Annotated in this window: 13 protein-coding genes; 8 read left to right on the top strand and 5 right to left on the bottom strand. The window is 56.2% G+C overall.

Features of this window, described 5'->3' with window-relative positions:
- Positions 1-3: 3 nt before the first annotated feature.
- Together AC6IZD_RS13475 and AC6IZD_RS13470 are read right to left on the bottom strand one after the other, a co-directional pair.
- Positions 4-855: a LolA-like protein gene (locus tag AC6IZD_RS13475; protein ID WP_497783834.1), complete on the bottom strand. Its 852-nt coding sequence runs from the start codon at positions 853-855 to the stop codon at positions 4-6.
- 181 nt (positions 856-1,036) lie between these two features.
- Entirely contained in the window at positions 1,037-2,884 is a 1,848-nt protein-coding gene (locus AC6IZD_RS13470) for a glycoside hydrolase family 43 protein (RefSeq protein WP_497783833.1), read from the bottom strand.
- 179 nt (positions 2,885-3,063) lie between these two features.
- On the opposite strand from AC6IZD_RS13470, the gene AC6IZD_RS13465 reads away from it, so the two are divergent.
- The 5 genes from AC6IZD_RS13465 (at position 3,064) to AC6IZD_RS13445 (ending at position 6,977) form a co-directional block, all read left to right on the top strand.
- Positions 3,064-3,789, top strand: a complete 726-nt coding sequence (locus tag AC6IZD_RS13465) for a YggS family pyridoxal phosphate-dependent enzyme (RefSeq protein WP_497783832.1) — start codon at positions 3,064-3,066, stop codon at positions 3,787-3,789.
- Positions 3,786-4,121 (top strand): hypothetical protein, encoded by a 336-nt coding sequence (locus tag AC6IZD_RS13460; RefSeq protein ID WP_497783831.1) that lies wholly within the window; start codon positions 3,786-3,788, stop codon positions 4,119-4,121. Before AC6IZD_RS13465 ends, AC6IZD_RS13460 begins: the two co-directional genes overlap by 4 nt.
- Positions 4,121-4,411 (top strand): DUF167 domain-containing protein, encoded by a 291-nt coding sequence (locus AC6IZD_RS13455; protein ID WP_497783830.1) that lies wholly within the window; start codon positions 4,121-4,123, stop codon positions 4,409-4,411. The genes AC6IZD_RS13460 and AC6IZD_RS13455 overlap by 1 nt, the downstream gene beginning before the upstream one ends.
- 180 nt (positions 4,412-4,591) lie before the next feature.
- Positions 4,592-6,067, top strand: coding sequence for a sodium:solute symporter family protein (locus tag AC6IZD_RS13450; RefSeq protein WP_497783829.1), 1,476 nt, complete (start codon positions 4,592-4,594; stop codon positions 6,065-6,067).
- A gap of 190 nt (positions 6,068-6,257) precedes the next feature.
- Positions 6,258-6,977 (top strand): DNA alkylation repair protein, encoded by a 720-nt coding sequence (locus AC6IZD_RS13445; protein ID WP_497783828.1) that lies wholly within the window; start codon positions 6,258-6,260, stop codon positions 6,975-6,977.
- Between the two features lie 189 nt (positions 6,978-7,166).
- Here the strand turns inward: AC6IZD_RS13445 and AC6IZD_RS13440 are convergent, their stop codons facing one another.
- Both AC6IZD_RS13440 and msrQ read right to left on the bottom strand, forming a co-directional pair.
- Complete coding sequence (locus AC6IZD_RS13440; RefSeq protein WP_497783827.1) at positions 7,167-8,636, bottom strand: hypothetical protein; 1,470 nt, start codon at positions 8,634-8,636, stop codon at positions 7,167-7,169.
- A gap of 129 nt (positions 8,637-8,765) precedes the next feature.
- On the bottom strand, positions 8,766-9,392 hold the full coding sequence (msrQ, locus tag AC6IZD_RS13435) for a protein-methionine-sulfoxide reductase heme-binding subunit MsrQ (protein WP_497783826.1): 627 nt from the start codon (positions 9,390-9,392) through the stop codon (positions 8,766-8,768).
- 767 nt (positions 9,393-10,159) lie between these two features.
- Here msrQ and AC6IZD_RS13430 point away from each other — a divergent pair.
- Positions 10,160-13,141, top strand: coding sequence for a vitamin B12-dependent ribonucleotide reductase (locus AC6IZD_RS13430; protein WP_497783825.1), 2,982 nt, complete (start codon positions 10,160-10,162; stop codon positions 13,139-13,141).
- A gap of 185 nt (positions 13,142-13,326) precedes the next feature.
- Here AC6IZD_RS13430 and AC6IZD_RS13425 read toward each other — a convergent pair whose 3' ends face one another.
- Positions 13,327-13,596, bottom strand: a complete 270-nt coding sequence (locus tag AC6IZD_RS13425; protein ID WP_497783824.1) for a hypothetical protein — start codon at positions 13,594-13,596, stop codon at positions 13,327-13,329.
- A gap of 509 nt (positions 13,597-14,105) precedes the next feature.
- Here AC6IZD_RS13425 and AC6IZD_RS13420 point away from each other — a divergent pair.
- Together AC6IZD_RS13420 and AC6IZD_RS13415 are read left to right on the top strand one after the other, a co-directional pair.
- Positions 14,106-15,023, top strand: coding sequence for an SAM hydrolase/SAM-dependent halogenase family protein (locus AC6IZD_RS13420; protein ID WP_497783823.1), 918 nt, complete (start codon positions 14,106-14,108; stop codon positions 15,021-15,023).
- Between the two features lie 10 nt (positions 15,024-15,033).
- Positions 15,034-18,279, top strand: a complete 3,246-nt coding sequence (locus tag AC6IZD_RS13415) for a TonB-dependent receptor (RefSeq protein WP_497783822.1) — start codon at positions 15,034-15,036, stop codon at positions 18,277-18,279.
- Positions 18,280-18,453: the final 174 nt, after the last annotated feature.

Raw genomic sequence — 18,453 nt, 5'->3', positions numbered from 1 at the left:
CGACTACTTCTTGTTGGGCGAGTTCTGGGGAGTGCTGTTCTTCTGGTCTTGCTCCGGACCTTGCACTTCCTGACCCTCATACAAAATCTTGGTCTGCGTTCCGAAGCGGCGATAGTTCTCGTACTTCACGACTTGTCGGATATGGATATCGCCCATCGAGAAGTGCAGGTTGTCATCGACCTTGGTGTAGGTGGGGAACCAGTACTGGCCGTCGATCTGCTCGCGCCAGGTTGTGAAGCGCGGGAACAGGTTCTCCTGATTCTTCTTGGGCTTTACGAGGTCGGGCACGTTCTTGCCGTAGGTCTTCACGATCTGTAAATCGTGGTCGTCAACCCAGATGCGGCCCTCGAAATATCGCTGGCCTTTCTCGATCTTTTTCGGGCTGAGATCGAACACGTAGCAGTTGAGTTCGTCCTCCTGTTGCTGCCCGATGTACTTGACGTCGTAATAGGGAAGGTCGTCGATGGTCATCGTGAACGGCATGCGCTTCTCGATGTCATCAAGGTCTTCCTGAGTCATGTCGATGCGAGTGAGCGTGTTCTGCGGCGCGAACTTCACCTGCTGCACGCGTTTGCCATTGTTATCAAAAAGTACGTCGAACACCTGCTGGTATTCGCCATCGACTGTGTTGCCCTCGAGCGTTTGCACCTTCACGCTCTGTGTCCAGGTGTACTGCTCGCGCGCGACCTTGAACTCTTTTTCTTTCGTCGCAAAACGATGAATGAGTTCTTCGACCGTGATGCCCTTTGGAGGAATGTTGTTGAGCGGACCTTCACCCTCTTGCGCAAAAAGAGGCAAGGACAACAGGCACAGCATAAGAGCACTAAGCGTACGTAACAGAAGATTTCGCGTCATGGTTCCAGCACCGCCCTCGTAGGAACTGCCCGAAGCAGTCCTGTGTCTCTGTTTGATGCGAGAACGCGAAGGCGATGGCGGGTGCACATGGCCCTGCGTTCTGCAATCTTTCATTGTGTCACGGGAGCGAAAAGACGAATGCGGGATACAGCGAATCTGGCAAGATGGAGAACGCCGAATACTACTGGCGTTCTCCCACACGAACATATTCAAAACGGGTGACGAAGCCTGCTCCTCCAGCGCTGATCAGGGCAATGCGGGGCGAGGAAGCATTGAGCGTCCAACTTGGCCCGCGGGTCCACTGAACTCCGTCGCGGGACGAGTAACTGGTGTACACGGAGCCGTGGCGCGCGATGCGCAGGTAGGTTTCGGGCGCTGCCGATGCGAGATAGGAGCGGCCCCAAGTTCCGGGTCCGTTCTTGCGGGCAAACTCAAGCTGCATAGTGTCGGCAATGGATTGCAGGGTCAGTTTGAGGTAATGGGCGTCGTCCTGGTAGATCATGAGGCCGCCCCCAACGAAGTTGTGCTGTCCAGAAGCGGGAAGATTGTTGCTGAGCTTCACTTCAACCACATAGTCACTCGAAGGAGCCGATTCGGCGAGCAGTGAGGCGTTGTGTTGATCCTCGCGCATATCTCCGGGCTGGGTCGGGAATACGAGCGCACCGTTCTCGATGCCGGTGGGGGTGCCGGGCGCACCGTGGATCCAGTTCCACTTCCCCTGCAAGCGGCCGGACCGGAAATCGACAGTGTAGGAAGAGAGCAGCGCACCCATGGACTCCGGCTGCGTGGGGGTGGCTGTGAGTTGCGCGGCATTTGCAGTGCGTGCGGGAGCGGGTTCGAGTTCGTCGGAAGCTCCGGCGCCTGCGCGAACGGTCGGCCAGCCATCGATCCACTCGATCGGGTCAATCATCGCTGGACGGCGAGTCCATCCACCGGCAAACATGGGCTGATTAGCATCGACTGCGTGGTAGAGCATCCAGTCTTGGCCGCTCGGGTCGGTGAAGGTCGCGTTGTGTCCGGGGCCGAGCCAGCGATTGCCGTTCATCGCCATGACGGGCGTGCCGCCTACGTTGCGATCCATCAGAGAAACGCCGTCTTTATCTACGTAAGGACCTGTCACGTGAGAGGCGCGTCCGACGAAGACACCATAACCGCTGCCCGATCCGGCACAGCAGGTTCCGGCAGAGAGGAACAGGTAGTAGTAGCCGTCGTGCTGGACGATGTAGCTGCCTTCATATCGGTACGCGGGAGATATTTGCGTTTCGGTGCCGGGAACGGCTGACAGACCATCTTCGGAGAGTTGGCGTGCCGCAATGCCCCCTCGGAAGCTGCCGTAGATGATGTAGTGCTGGCCGTCTTCGGTCGCTACGTTGGAATCGATGAAGTCGCGCCAGAGGCCGTCGGGTTGCTGTTCTTGAGCAATCACCGGAGCGGACACGGCATTGAAAGGACCTTCAGGACGATCACTCGTGGCTACGTAGATGGCTGGACCATTCGGGCTGAGAGAACTGGAGTAGTAGAGATAGTACTTGCCATTAAGGTACTGGATGTCGGGGGCCCAGAGTCCACTATTTGCCGGAAGGAAGCTTGGCATCGCGCGGAAGACATCTGCAACATAGGACCAGTGGACGAGATCAGTCGAGCGCGAGATGGCCATGAGGTGCATGGAGCTGCCATCGTGGAAAACTTCATTCGTGCAGTACATATACCAGGCATCGTCACCCGGAGTTTGCGAATGAATGATCGATGGATCGGGGCAACTCTCCATGGTGGAGCCATCGGGCAAGGAGATGGGAAGCGGATTGATGTAACGCCCGAATGTCTCTGCTGGTCGGGATGGCGCGCGGAACATGCGTCCGCGACTGTTGCCGGACTGGGAGCTGTTCTTTGCTTCAACGAAGCGGGCTCCCGACTGAGACGCGTTGCGGGTCTTGGCCTCGGCTTGAAACGGATCAGCGCCGAACGGAGCACACGAAACGGCGGCGAACAGCAGGATCGCTGATAAGAATGTTCCCAGTAGCTTTTTCATGAGCGTGGGAACAGCTTACTTTTCAGGGTTGCTGCCGATAAGTAGTCGAACGCAGGACTGCGGACCTTAAACACACCTTAGTCCGCGGCCGCGGTTCTCTGAGAAAACGACTCCGAGCGGGACAGGACCCTAGGTCACTCAGGGCAAAGCTGGGCGGGCGTTACAATCGTTCCGACACTATGAGCATTCAAGAGAACTTGGCAGAGGTGCGCGAGCGAGTCGCGCAGGCGGCAAGGCGAGCAGGGCGTCAACCGGGCGATGTGGCGCTGATGGCTGTTTCAAAAACGCATCCGGCATCAGCCATTCTTGAGGCGATTGCCGCTGGGCAGAAGTTATTTGGCGAGAACCGCGTGCAGGAATTCGCAGGGAAGTACGAGGAAGCTGCAAAAGCAGGCGAGGGCGTGAGCTTTCACCTGATTGGGCATTTGCAGTCGAACAAGGCTGCGAAGGCGGCTGAGCTGTTTCATGCAGTGGACAGCGTAGATTCGCTGCGACTGGCTGAGCGGTTGAACGAGGCAGCAGGTAAGCTGAATCGTAAGCTCGACGTACTGATTGAAGTGAACGTAGGCGGCGAGGAAGCAAAATCGGGCGTGGCTCCGGATTCCGAGGAACTGAGGAGAATTCTGGAGGCAGAGCCTAAGCTGGAAAACGTGACCATTCAAGGACTGATGACGGTGCCGCCGTATACAGAAGATCCAGATGGGGCAAGAGGATACTTCAGAAGCTTGCGTGAGCTGCGGGACAAGTTGAGAGAGCAGAGTGGGCTGGAGTTGAAGGAACTGTCGATGGGTATGTCGCACGATTTTGAGGTGGCGATCGAGGAAGGCTCGACCTGCGTACGCGTGGGAACAGCAATTTTCGGATCGCGTTCTTATCCCGCACCGTACGAGGAGTCGGCTCAATGAAGTGGATCGATACGCTATTTGCCTGGGCACTGGTGCTGCTTGGTGGAGCGCATTTTCTTGCGGCTTGGGTACCAAAGATCGCTCTGTTGCGCGGCCCATGGACGGGCGGCGCGGCTGTCGCGATTGTGTCGATGGGGCTGATGAACGCCGTGCGTTCGCAACGCGGCAAAGATCACTTTCTGGGATGGACGACGGCGCTGGTCACGGCTCTGGCAGGTGGCATGTGCATCGGAGTGTTGTACCGCTTCCCGGGCAATGTACTGCATCAGCCTGCGGCGCTGGCGACGGCTCTGCTTGCGGTGATTGAGTTTTTGTTTGCGGTGGCTGGGTAATGGCCTTCACGGTACGCGACACGGCGCGAGGAGCGCAGTTCGCTTTGCGGGTGCAGCCGAGGGCGAGTCGTAACGCATTTGCCGGGTTGATGGGCGATGCTGTGAAGCTCGCGATTACAGCGCCTCCGGTGGATGGTAAAGCCAATCAGGCAGTTGTCGAGTATCTGGCGGAAGTATTCGGCGTGGCGAAGTCAGCGGTGGAGATTGTGTCCGGTGAGACGGGGCGCAATAAGTTGATCGCGGTGCGTGGAGTCACGGCGGAGCAGGTGAAGAAGCTGTTGGGGCTCTAGTCCGTCTGTTCGCGCCAATTCACCGATGAACAGTTTGACTGCTCATATTGGTAGGACAGTCCATACCCCACTCAAGCCAACTGAAGGCTTGAATGGGCCACCCTGATTTCGATTCCGTCCAGCATGTAAGATAGTCTCGTTCTACTCACGTCTTATATCTTGCCGTTTGTCGGAGTGCAGATGCTGAATCTTTATGCCGTGGTCCTCACGGTGATCGTGAGCGCGCTGCTGATTGTGAGTGTTTGGCAGATGCGCAAGGTGAAGACCAAGGCCGATTATCTTGTCGCCGGACGCTCGCTTCCCGCTTATGTTTTGGTGTTCACGCTGCTATCGTCGTGGATTGGCGCAGGGTCGCTGTTTGCTGGAGCGGAGAATGCGTTCCGCAATGGCTTCGCAGCTTTGTGGCAGCCAGCGGGTGGTTGGGCAGGACTGCTGATTATCTACTTCGTAGCACCGCGGGCAAGAAAATTTGCGCAGTTCACGATTCCTGATCTGCTGGAAGCACGTTACAACACCGCGGCAAGAGTGTTGGGGACGATCGCAATTCTGTTTGCCTACACGGCGATCACGAGCTATCAGTTCCGCGCAGGTGGCGACATCATGCACCTGATCTTTCCGACCATAGCGAAGACACAAGGCACGCTGATCATTGCGGCGTTCGTGATCGTGTTTACGGCGCTTGCTGGCATGGCTTCGGTCGCCTACATGGACGTAGTGATCGGAATGCTGATAACCGTTATTGGATTTATTGCGCTGCCGGCGTTGTTCGGGCAGGTGGGCGCATGGTCGGGACTGCACGCGGCGCTTCCGTGGACGCACTTCACGCTGTTTGGCGAGTGGGGCAGGAATGGTGCGGGGCAGCAGAACGTGGGCGCGGGGCTGACTAGGGCGTTGGAATATTTCTTTCCGACGTTCCTGCTGATGATCGGCAATCAGTCGATGTATCAGAAGTTCTTTTCGGCCAAAACTGAGAAGGACGCAAGCGTGGCCGTGGTGGGTTGGGTTTTCGGAACCGTCGTGCTAGAGACGTTGATCGTTTCGCTGGCAGTAATAGGCTCGGGATTGTTCCTGAGGGCGCATGGGCAGGCAGGCGCAGAAGACTTCGCGCCGAGGGAGATCATTCCATATACAGCGAGGAATTACCTGCCGGCGATGGTTGGGGCGCTGCTGATGGGCGCGGTATTCGCTAAGGTGATTTCGACTGCGAACAATTATCTATTCTCTCCGGCGACGAACCTGATCAACGATGTGTACACGAGATTCATTCGTCCGGATGCTTCGCAGAAAAACGTGCTGTTGGTGTCGCGGGTGCTCGTAGTGGGACTCGGGATCTGGGCGCTGGTGCAGGGAATCAAGCTGACCTCGGTACTCGAGAAGGCGATGTATGCGTACACCATTTACTCTGCGGCGATAACTCCGGTGGTGATGGCGGCATTCTTTTGGCGTCGCGCGACGAAAGAAGGCGCAGTGGCGTGTCTGTTGTCAGGAACGGCGATTACAGTGGCGTGGGATTCGGTGAAGGCCTACTTGCCGCGTGTGATTGGTGAGAGGGATGCAATCTTCCCGGCACTGATCGTGAGCGTGGTCGCGCTAGTGGCAGTGAGCTTGGTTACTCCGAAGCCAAAGGCGGAGAAGGTCGCGGCGTTCTACGAGTAAATCGCGCCCGGTGGCACATTCACATACTCCACATGCTGAATGAGGCTATTGGGCCACTGCTCTAAAACAAAGCACGGTCAACTACCCCATCCTAAACTCGGAAGGCACGAGTTTAGGATGGGGCACCCTCGCGTTTTCGCGCTATCTCAGTCACTGTTTTCGTTGGCAACCTTGTGGTTCAATACAGCACATGTCAAAGCCGGTTCGCTATATCGCCGATCATTTGCGGCGGGTGTTGGTGGATGGGGGAAGCGCTCCGCATACGGCGGAGGTGCAGTGGTTCTTCAAAGAAGAGATCCAGTCGCGAGGATGGTACACGAAAGAGCTTCGAAAGCTGTCGCGCCGAATGGGGCGCGTAATACATGGCGAAGAAGGGCTCGAGTACCTGGTGAACGTAGCCGATGATTTGTTTCACGGGCGCGTCTTGGAAGAGAAGGTCTTGGCGGTTCTGCTGCTACAGCCCTATATCGATGATTTAACTCCTGCACATTTCAAACTGTTTGAGCAATGGCTTGATCGCGTGAGCACGTGGGCTGATCATGATGCGCTCGTGCAGTATCTTATCGGGCCAATGATCGTGGCCGATCCACGCCGGGTGAAGGTCGTCTTCCTGTGGGCGCGTGCGGACAATCGGTGGAAGCGGAGGGCCTCTGCCGTGGCGTTGCTGCGCGGCACAAATCAGGGGCTGTTCTGGGACGAGGTTCAGAGGATCACGCAGACTCTGTTGGAAGACGAAGACGACATGGTGCGAAAAGGACTGGCGTGGCTGCTGCGAGAGACGGCGCGATACGACGGTGCGCGCACGATGCCTCTGTTGATGTCGATCCGAGAGCAGGCTCCGAGGTTGGTGTTGAGGACGGCGTGCGAGAGGTTGGGGGCAGAGGATCGCGCGAAGGTGCTGGCAAGGTAGGGCGATTTTGTGGCAGGTGACCTGCGGTTGTAGGTGAGATGTGAGAGGCGTAGCAGTCCTTCGCCTTCGGCTCAGGATGACAGCAACTACAAAGGCAGGAAACTGCAAGCAAGGGCAACTGCAAGAGCAAGGTCAACTGCCCCATCCTAAACTCGAAAGGCACGAGTTAGCCCTTTCAATCCTCATTGGTCAGTAGCAGCCCTGAAGTGGCAGGCGGCGGAGCTCGGTTCGCGCTTCCGCATTGCCTTTGGCTGAGGCGGAGCGAAGAAGGACGCGAGCCTGATCGCAGCTACGCACTACGCCTACTCCACGTTCGTACATTCTTGCCAATTCGACCGGTGCTTGGCGACTGCCTTTGCCCACTGCCTTCCAGAGCCAGGCGGCACGGGCTTCGGGATCGCTGGCACGAGCTGCACGACTCATTTCGTCGGCTCCAGCGGATGATGATGCAGGCGCGGGGGCGGCGTTGCGGCGCGATGCATTACGGTCGGCTTTGGCGTTCACGGTCTTTGCGAGTGTGCGAGGCTTTTTGGTTGATTCAGGCGCGAGCGAAGCCGAACGACTCTCGGGAACGTCTGGTGCAGGGGAACTCATCGCGGGCGGTTGTGCAGTGTTCGCGGCAGGCGCGGGATTGGCATGCTCAGGCGAGGAGTTCGCGGCCGTGGTGTTCGTTGGCGCCGAGTTCTGTGTCGCGTTGGACGGTGCTGGGGTAGACGATGCAGTAGCTGAGGGGGATGCAGAACTTGGTGTGCTCGGAGGCGGCGTGTTCTCTGCCTGTTTCAGCGGAAGAGGATGGTCGGCATTCGGACTACTTTGCGTAGGCTGAGCCGTCCCCGGTTTGGCAGGAGCGGGGGACAATCCGAGGTCGAGTCCCGTGTTGTCTGCTGCAACGGCGGGCGGATTCTTAGGCGCGGACTTGTCGCGCCGCGCTACCTTCATGGACCCGTTCTGAATGTAGGCTAGTCCGTAGTCGCGGATCGATCGCCATTCGAGAGCCGCAAGCACCGCTACGACTGCGATGATTGCAAGGGCTACGTTGCGGGCCGTGTGCGAACGGGCTTCAATGGGTTCTTCATCTTCCATGACAACATCATCCGTGAGGCCCAGGAAGGATGGGCCGCTGACACCGGTGCGTCGCGGGCGTTCGGGTTTTGCTGCGACTAGATACTCTTGATCTTCGTGCGCGATTGTTGAGGAGGGGCGGTCGTAGTTGGCGGCTACGTTGTCGTCTCCGGGCTCCTCGACACGGGTTGGCATATCCCATCGCAGGAACTGGTCGCGCGTGGGCGGGATCAGATCGCGGTCGACGTCGTGCGAGCGAGCGTCGAAATGAGTTTCGCCCGAGTGGTGAGCGTAGTTGTGAAGTTCGGCCTCACGTTCCAGGGTTTCGTGAGCTTGGTGGAGGATTTCGGGAGGGGTGTGAAGGCGGCGATCGGTTCCTTCCGGCGCAATGAGCGGAACGCTGTTGTCGTACTCAACGACTTCGGGAGGAAGATCATTCGCCCCCTCGCTAGCCTCCTCGCGAGTCTGATCCGAGTCGCGCCAGAATTCCTCTGGAAAGTCGGCCGCGACGGTGCGATCCAATCTCCTTCCACACTGGCCGCAATAGCGGTTCGTCGCGGGATTCACGGTCCCGCAGGTTTCACATTTGAGTCCCATCGCATCTCCAATCGGCCGGTGTTTTCACAATTGGATGCGACCGGGATGCCTGCTGGTGTCGCAGGTAAGTTGTGAAGAACCAAGGCAGTCAGGAGTCCCCACAACATATTTCAGCGTGAGTAGGATTGATCAGTTAACGCTGACAGCCTTTTGTTCTTTTTGCCTCTGTGGCGCGACTGCGCGAATTGCCAAACGCCAGCCAAGCAGGGCAGTCAGCACCGCAAGATAGATCAGCGGTTCGCGCTTGTCGCGCTTGACCAGCCAGTAGAAATGAACGCTTCCGGCGGCAGCAGCCAAGTACACAAGCCGATGAAGTCGTGTCCAGTTCTTACCGAGAGCGCGAATGGATTTCTGAGTAGATGTAATGGCGAGAGGCAGCAGCAGTAGCCAGGCGAGCGTTCCGACGGTGATAAAGGGGCGTTTGACGACATCGTGGGCCATGGCAGAGATGCTGAATTCCTGGTCGAGCCAGAGATAGGTCAGCAAGTGCAGGGAACCGTAGAAGAACGAGAACAGGCCCAAAAGCCTGCGGTATTGGATCACCCAGAGAATGCCCGAAAGTCTTCGGAGCGGCGTGATGGCCAGAGTCACAAAAAGCAAAATGAGAGCCGCAAGCCCGGTTTGGTGAGTGATGCGCTCGACGGGATTGGCACCAAGGTCTCCGGTAAAGGCTCCGACGACGAGCCGGATAAGCGGAGCGAGGCACAGGATCCAGACAATTGGCTTGAGAATGCGGTTCCTAGTCATCACGACCATTGTACCGTCCTGGGGTGAGGCGGGCAGAATCGCGGCTTGAGTTTTGAACACCACAACATATTGGGGATAAATCAGCGTTGTGGCTATCTACTTTGCTGTGAGGTTTGTAGCTTCCTTTTCCACATCGCTTTCCACACTGCACTGGTTTTAGGCAATTGACCTGGCCGAAAAGGCGTTCTAGTCTCGCATCTGCCAGCCGACACTCTTGCGCAAAAGGACTGCGACCAAAGAGTAGCTCGCCTATTTGTTCCCCTGATTTGGACCGACAAACAGGCAAGTGTTTCAGACGCTGTGGTTTAGCCGGAATGTTGATGAAGGTAAGTTCAGAATTCCGGAGATATCCTCAGCGGCTGGGTCGGTGTAAGTGGGAATTCTGAATTAGAATACAACATGTTGCGGTATGCGCTTGACTGGCACAACATAAAGAGCTATGTTTCGCATCCTAGCAGTTGTTGTCGATTGAATTGCGATCTCCGAAATCCGCCTCTGCAAGCGCTTTGCGCTGCTTCGGAAGACAAGATCGAGCAGGCTGTCGTCGTCATGAATGACGGCTAGCCGGAAGCACTATCTCTCAAAAGCAATTGCTCATGATCTCCGCACATGGAGCCATGGAGCGTAAGACTGCCGGTTGAAGGCCGGGTGAGTCGTGCTACTGCGATTCGCCACAGGGGTATTGTCCCCAAATAGACCGGCAACAAATTTGAATGCCGTTGCAGTCGTTTCGACCACGGATTTAGCAGCGCAAAAGTCTTTAAGGAGTCATACAAATGGCCGAAGTAACTGAGAAAACCTCCGCCGCCAGTCCGGATTCCGCGTCCTCCCCCGACGCCGCCGGCAAGCGCACGGCCGCTGCCCAACAGCAGAAGCGTCAGACACCGGGTCTGACATTCAAGCGTCACTTCACCCAGGCCGGTGTCTCGCCATACGACCGTTTGACATGGGAGCTGCGCACGGCGTCGATCGTGGACAGCAAGGGGAACGTCATTTTCGAGCAGAAGGACGTTGAAGTCCCCAAAGACTGGTCGATGACGGCTACGAACATCGTGGCCAGCAAATATCTGCATGGGCAGATTGGCACGGAGCAGAGGGAAACCGGAGTTCGCCAGTTGGTATCGCGCGTAGCTGAGACGATTCGCGACTGGGGCTTCATGGACGGTTACTTCCGCACGAAGGAAGACGCAAATACGTTCCACGATGAACTCGTGCACATGCTGCTGAACCAGTATGCGGCGTTTAACTCGCCGGTATGGTTCAACGTGGGCTGCGACCGTACGGAGCCGAACTCCGATGCGCAGAACTGGCACTGGAGTCCAGAATCGAAGCGCATTGAGTTTGGAGTCACCGGATACAGCTATCCGCAGTGCTCGGCGTGCTTCATCAACAGCGTGCAGGACTCGCTGGATTCGATCCTGACGCTGGCGAAGACTGAAGGTATGTTGTTCAAGTGGGGCTCGGGTACGGGCACGAATCTGTCACCGCTGCGTGGCTCGATGGAAGTTCTGTCGGGTGGCGGACAGGCCTCGGGACCACTGAGCTTCATGAAAGGCTTTGACGCATTTGCTGGCGTCATCAAGTCGGGCGGCAAGACGCGTCGCGCGGCGAAAATGGTGATCCTCAACATCGATCACCCGGATATCGTGGACTTCATCGAATGCAAGCAGAAGGAAGAAGCCAAGGCGTTTGCGCTGGCTCGCGAGGGCTATGACGCGAGCGGTCCGGATAGTGCCGCGTACAGCTCGATCTTCTTCCAGAACGCCAACAACTCGATTCGCGTGACGGATGAGTTTATGCAGGCCGTGGTGGAGGACAAGGAGTTTATTACGCGCACGGTGCGCGAACGTAAGCCGGTACAGACCTTCCGTGCGCGCGACCTGATGAGCAGGCTCGCCAAGGCGACGTGGGAGTGCGGCGATCCGGGAATGCAGTACGACTCGACAATCAACCGATGGCATACGTCGAAGAACTCGGCGCGCATCAATGCTTCCAATCCGTGCTCGGAATACATGTTCCTGGACGACTCGGCGTGCAATCTGGCATCGCTGAACCTGGCGAAGTTTGCGCAGACCGGCACGTTCGATGTGGATTCGTACAAACACGCAATTGATGTGTTGATCACGGCTCAGGAAATTCTGGTCGATCACTCGGGGTATCCGACAGAGATGATCGCGAAGAACTCTCATGACTACCGTCCGCTCGGACTAGGCTATGCCAACCTCGGCGCACTGCTGATGGCAACTGGCCTTCCGTATGACTCCGAAGCAGGGCGCGATTACGCTGCCTGCTTGACGGCAATTATGTGCGGCGAAGCGTATCTGCAGTCGTCCAAGATCGCGGAGTCCGTTCCGGCGATTGCTTCGGCGACGGAGTTGACCGCCAAGGTTGAGCACACGGATGGCGCCTGCCCCGGATATTTCATTAATCGCGAGCCGTTTCTGGATGTGATCCGCATGCATCGCGCGTCAGTGGCGAAGATCGGCACGGCGAATGTTCCGAAGTCGCTGATCGACGCATCGCAGAAGGCTTGGGACGAAGCACTGGCTCATGGCGAGAAATTTGGCTATCGCAACTCGCAAGTGACGGTGTTGGCTCCTACGGGGACGATCGGTTTCATGATGGATTGCGACACGACGGGCGTTGAGCCTGACCTGGCGCTGGTTAAGTTCAAGAAGTTGGTTGGTGGCGGCATGATGAAGATCGTCAACAACACGGTTCCTGAAGCGCTGTTCAAGCTTGGCTATTCGGCAGAGCAGGCAGATGCAATCGTGAGCTACATCGACCAGAACGGAACGATCGAAGGCGCTCCGCAACTGAAGCCCGAGCACCTGCCAGTGTTTGATTGCGCTTTCAAGCCTGCAAAGGGGACGCGCAGCATTCATCCCAAGGGACACCTGAAGATGATGGCGGCTGTACAGCCATTCATCTCGGGCGCAATCAGCAAGACGATTAACATGCCCAACGAGGCCACGGTTGAAGACATCATCGAGGCTTACGTAGATGCATGGAAGATGGGCATCAAGGCCGTGGCGATTTATCGCGATGGCTCGAAGCAAAATCAGGTGTTGACGACAAAGAAGGACGAGAAGAAGCCGGTTGTCGTAGCAGAAGAAGAGGAGGATCGTGAAGGTCCGCCTAGCGCACGTCGACACAAGTTGCCGGATCAGCGCTTCTCGGTGACGCACAAGTTCAAGGTCGGATCGCACGAGGGCTATCTCACGGTTGGACTGTATCCGAATGGTCGTCCCGGAGAACTGTTCATCGTCATGGCCAAGGAAGGCTCGACCGTCAGCGGATTAATGGATAGCTTCGCTTGCGCTGTGTCGATCGCGCTGCAGCACGGAGTGCCGTTGCGGTTGCTGGTGAATAAGTTTGCTCACACCCGCTTTGAACCGAGTGGATGGACACAGAATCCTGAGATTGGCTATGCCAACTCGATCATGGATTACATCTTCCGCTGGCTCGATCTGCGTTTCCTCACCGGGGAGCAGCAGAGCTTGTTCGACGACCTTCGTCCGCATACCTCGGGACATTCGACTCCCGCAGCCGCTCCTGCAGCTCCGGCTACCGCGGATGCGCAGGCATCGCTCTACGGCGATCCGGTTACGAGCAAGAGTCAGCATGCCGCCGATGCGCTGAGCGAGGTGGTGGATATGGGCGATGCTCCGAGCTGTCATGTGTGCGGCGCAATCATGACTCGCAACGGCTCGTGCTATCGATGCCAGTCCTGTGGGTCCACGTCCGGATGTAGCTAACACTAATACTTACTTTTGCTGGAAGAAGAAAGAAGAAGCAGACCTCGGTCTGCTTCTTCTTTGGTGGAAAGTCTTCACAAGTAGAAAAGACGAGGCAGCGGCGAAAACACTGACCCCCTTCGAACGGTGGAGGTCAGTCAGCAATACGAGGTATCCTTCAGCGATTGCTCGTAGCCAATACCTTTTTACTTCCCTTGGACGCGCTCGTAGTAGTCCTGCTGCGCTTCTATCGCAGCCTGATCTTTCACCAGTTTCATTGAATAGAACTCGCCTAGTCTGTACTCGTTGACTAAGGTGTCATCACCGATGATCGTGATCTTCGAAGTGCCCTTTGCATTGGCGGATTTCAATTCAATTGTTCCGATGTGGGTGCCGCCTGCCTTCTCCTTCGATGCCACAGACGTAACTTGGAACGCGATGGACTCGTATGCTTCTGCTTCTGCTGCTGGATTCAACTGTTTTCCCTTATTCGAATCGTAAATGATAGTTGTGTTCTGGTTGCGATGGCAAAGACTACCATCCTCGACAATCTGGTGTCCTTTGGTCGTCAGCCAGTCAGCTAGAGTGACTTGCTGGCAAAGCTATTATCAGCTGCTTTACGGGATTCATGAATCCAGAGGATGTGGAAATCGCAATTGTATGGATCTTTGCCGCGCGAGAAGTTCCATGCTCGCATCCTCTCCTGAGCATCATGCCAGATGCACAGCCTCGACATTCTTCCGAAACTGCCTTAGGATTTGTTGTAAGTAGACGCTAGCCAATTTGGCTAGTCGGAACGAAAATGAGTTCTCGCCTCTGGACTTGTCGAATGTGTTGTGCGCTCTGCGTACTTACACAATCCTGCGCGTGAACAGCGACCTCTACTGCATTCTTATTTTCAGTTTTGCCCACGCGCCTCTACAGTACGTGGGCTTCGCTATTTCTGCACTACATCGAGCTAGAAAGGACCTGACTTTTGCTACTCATGGCAATGCACTCGCGCTTTCGCACACTAGCACTGCTAGCGCTTTTACTGCTCCTATCGTTTGCTTCTTTACAGGCGCAGACAAGGACAACCGCGCAACCCACCATCGTGTTTATGACGGACTTCGGTCACGTTGATGACGCAGTTCCAATCTGTAAGGGCGTAATGCTGGGAATTGAGCCGAGCTTGCGGCTAGTTGACCTTACGCACGATGTTACGCCGTTTAGCATTCTGGAAGGCGCAAGGTTCCTTGCCGGAACTGCTCCATACTTCCCCAAAGGAACGGTGTTTGTTGGCGTTGTAGACCCCGGAGTGGGTAGCACTCGCAAGGCCATCGTGGCTCTCTCAAAGCGAGGCCAATATTTCGTGGTTCCTGACAACGGGCTGTTGACCTTGATTGCCGACCAGGATGGAATCGAAGCCGCGCGTGACATCACCAATACGAATTGGATGATCGGAGCACAGCTCTCCTCAACATTCCATGGGCGTGACATCTTCTCGCCGGTTGGCGCACACATTGCGCATGGAGAAGACTGGACGAAAGTAGGACCAGCACTCGACGCCTCAGAACTCGTGCGCCTGAATGTCGCCAAAGCAACGGTCAACTCGCAAGGGCTTTCGGCCTCGGTGATTGGCACGGACGGTCCTTTCGGCAATCTCGTTACCAATGTTCTCCGGGAAGACTTCTCAAAACTCGGATACACATTAGGAACAAAGGTTCCGGTAGCTATCGATGGCAAGTCGTATGAGTTCCCGTTCGTAAAGACTTTCAGTGACGTGCCGGCCGGCTCCCCGTTGTTCTACATCGACTCTCGTGGGCGACTGGGCTTGGCTGTGAATCAGGGGAGTTTTGCTGAGCGTTTCCCTGTGAAGATTCCCGCACCGATCACAATCCCGGCGAAAGCAGCCGCGGAGTAGGAGCATGCAAGTGGACAAGATAAAGATTCAATTTCTACTCTTACCTTTCTTGTTGATCTCATTGGCTATTGCGGCGAGTGCACAATCGTTCCGCGGAGGTATCACTGGACAGGTTCATGATGCCACTGGAGCTGTGTTGCCGCAGGCTACTGTCGTGGCACGCAATCTCGCAACAGGTGCTACGCGTTCAGTATCAGTGAGCAGTGAAGGTAACTTTAGCATTCGCGAGTTGTCTGCTGGTGATTATGAGGTGTCTGCAGAGAGCGCTGGACTTCAGCCGGTGAAGCAACAGGTGAAAGTCAGTGTGGGCCTCGACACCAACATCGTTTTCGAACTCTCTCACGTCAAGCAGGATACGCAACAGGTGCAGGTTGAGGCTGTCGCGCCTTTGATCGAGCCTACGCGCGACACCCTTGCCCAAGTTATCGAAAACAAACTTGTGGTTGATCTTCCTCTGAATGGTCGCGACTTCGGCAAGCTGGTAGCCCTCACCCCGGGCGTTACGGTTGAAGGCTCGGGCGTAGCCGGAACCGAGAAGGGCTTCGGACAGTTCAATATCAATGGCAATCGCGATCGCTCGAACAACTATCTGCTCGATGGCACCGACAACAACGATCCGTTCTTCAACAACTCGGCGCTGAACCAGGTAGGTATCACGGGTGCGCCCGCGTCATTGCTGCCGATCGACGCAATACAGGAATTTAATCTCGAGACGCAGGCGCCTGCGGAATACGGGCGCAACAGTGGGGCGACGGTGAACATTCTCACCAAATCTGGTAGTAACCGTTTCCACGGCTCTGCGTTTGAATACGTGCGCAATTCGGCCTTCGACGCGCGCAACTACTTCAACACGCGTTACAACGAAGACGGCACGCCCAATCCGCAAAGCCCGTTCAAGAACAACCAGTTTGGCGGCTCTCTAGGCGGTCCTTTGGTCAAGGGCAAGACGTTCTTCTTCGGAGCTTATGAAGGTCAACGTGAGCGGGTGACCAGTGACTTCATCCTAACCGTTCCGACAGCGGATCAGATCGCCTCTGCAAAAGCGATAGCGCAAAATCCGAATAATCCTGCGAATCCGAATCTGGACTTTGCCTATGTGTCCAGCGTGAACCCGGCTCTGGATAAGGTTCTTGCGTTCTTTCCGACGTCCAACACTGGGCAGCTCAACGGAACAGTCAACGACAAGAACGATCTGAATAGTTTCATTGGCAAGCTTGATCACCAGTTCAGCAGCACCGAAAGTGCATTTGCGAATTACGTCTATAGTTCCAGTGATCAGACGTTCCCGTTGGGCGGATTGGGATACGGCGCCGGCTCGCGCATTGCGCGCTTTGCACAGGTGTCGCCAACTACCGTCCAGGTGGTATCGGCAGGTTTGCTCTCGATGTTGGGTGGAAGCACGCTGAATGAATTGCGGTTCGGCTATTCGCGCTACAACACATCGTTCCGCGGCGCCGATGCTAACTGGGATCCGAACTCCATCGGACTGAATCTGACCAAGGGAATTACAGGTCTGCCCGAAATTGACTTCAATGGCGTCATCGAAAATCTTGGGGCCTCTGCCTACAGCATTCCCCGCGCACGCACGAGTCAGACCGCGCAGATTCTTGACAACTTCTCCCTTACAAAAGGGAAGCACTCGATGAAGTTTGGTGCAGAGTATCGCCGTGCGCTCGTTGTTTCCTACAACAACAATCTGGAGCGCGGCCTGCTCGATGTGAATTTCGAGACGGATCCGGACACCGGTGCAAATCTCTATTCGCCTGATTCTGTCGTCAACACACTCGCGAGCTTCTATCTGGGTGACTTCTATACCGGCATCGATACGGGAGACACACAACGGACAACGACGAACAACAACTTTGGAGTGTTCGCTCAGGACGACTATCGCATCAGCGATCGCCTCACTCTGAACCTCGGCGTGCGTTGGGAGTATTTTGGGCCATTGGGTGAGTCGAATGGCCTGATTTCGAACTACAACTTTGCCAGGGGCACGCTCGTGCAGGGCAGTGGTTACGATGGCAAGTGGACAAACTTCTCGCCTCGCCTCGGGTTCGCGTATCGTGTGCTTGATAAAACCGTACTGCGTGGTGGGTACGGTTTGTACTTTGATTACATTCCGCAAAATCTTCTCATTGCCAACTACACTAACGCCGCTGGAATCACTACGAATCCGATCGGACCAAAACCCGTGTTGCCGCTTGGGTTTGACAGCTACAACTGGGCAACGGGAGCGGACTCTGCATACGTTGGCTATGACGGTGCGGACAGCGTCTTCGGCACTGGCAAGCACTTCACAGTTCCATACACCCAGAGCTGGAACCTGAACCTACAGCGTGAACTCGGCAATTCCACTTCGCTTGAAATTGGCTACGTCGGGTCCAAGGGCACGCACTTGACTCGCTTGTACGATGCGAATCAGACAGATGCCGATGGGAACTACCCCAATCGGGCCTATGGTCAGATCGCCATACTTGCGACGAGTGCCGCATCCAACTACAACGCCCTGCAAACGACTCTGCGAATGCGCAGCTTGCATGGACTGTCGGGGTTCGCAACCTACACGTTGTCGCATTCGATCGACGATGCCAGCGATGGAATCGACTTCACGGCAGGCGCGGCATTCCCTCAGGATTCCTTCAACCTGCACGCTGAGCACGGAAACTCTACTTTTGATACGCGGCAGCGTTTCACTGCCGCACTCAACTACGCGGTTCCGAACTTGCCGATTGGGGCTTCGTGGGTTGGTTCAGGATGGCAGCTGAATTCAATCATCTCCGTGCAGACGGGCCGTCCGATCCCGATCGTGACTTCCTACGATAACAGCGGACGATATAACTATCGCCAGCGTCCGGACCTCGTTCAAGGCGTGAATCCGATTCTGTCGCACTGGACGCCAAGCACGGGGTATCTGAATCCGGCGGCGTTCACTCAGCCAACGGATGGCTCTTTTGGAAACTTGGGGCGTAATCAGATCTATGGGCCCGGCTTCTGGAATACTGATCTTTCCTTGGTAAAGACAACGCGTCTACGCGAAAATCTCGAGTTGCAGCTTCGCGCAGAGGCATTCAACATCTTCAATCACCCCAACTTCGCGCTACCGAATGGTTCGCTCTCATTCGGGGCCGATCCCGGCACGGGCAATCCCTACCCGCTAGGAGTAATTTCACAAACTCCCGACGTTGCTCAGGGGAATCCAGGGTTGGGAGGCGGTGGACCGCGCGTCTTGCAACTGGGTGCGCGTCTGCAGTTCTAGTCGAAGGCTGCTTTGAACAGGAAGCGTCGGCGCATGCTGGCGCTTCCTTCTTTTGCTGAGCGCCTAGTTTCCCGGCATTGCAAAACGCGGACTTACGAGAACCCAACTCTTCTCCGTCTTGCCAAAAGCCCATAGCGCGCTATTCCGTTGGTCGCTCCTTCACACCTGCGCCGA

It is taken from the genome of Koromonas humicola, from assembly GCF_059726255.1.
Note: the sequence above shows the minus strand (reverse complement) of the source record. Positions and strands in the feature narration are given on the sequence as shown.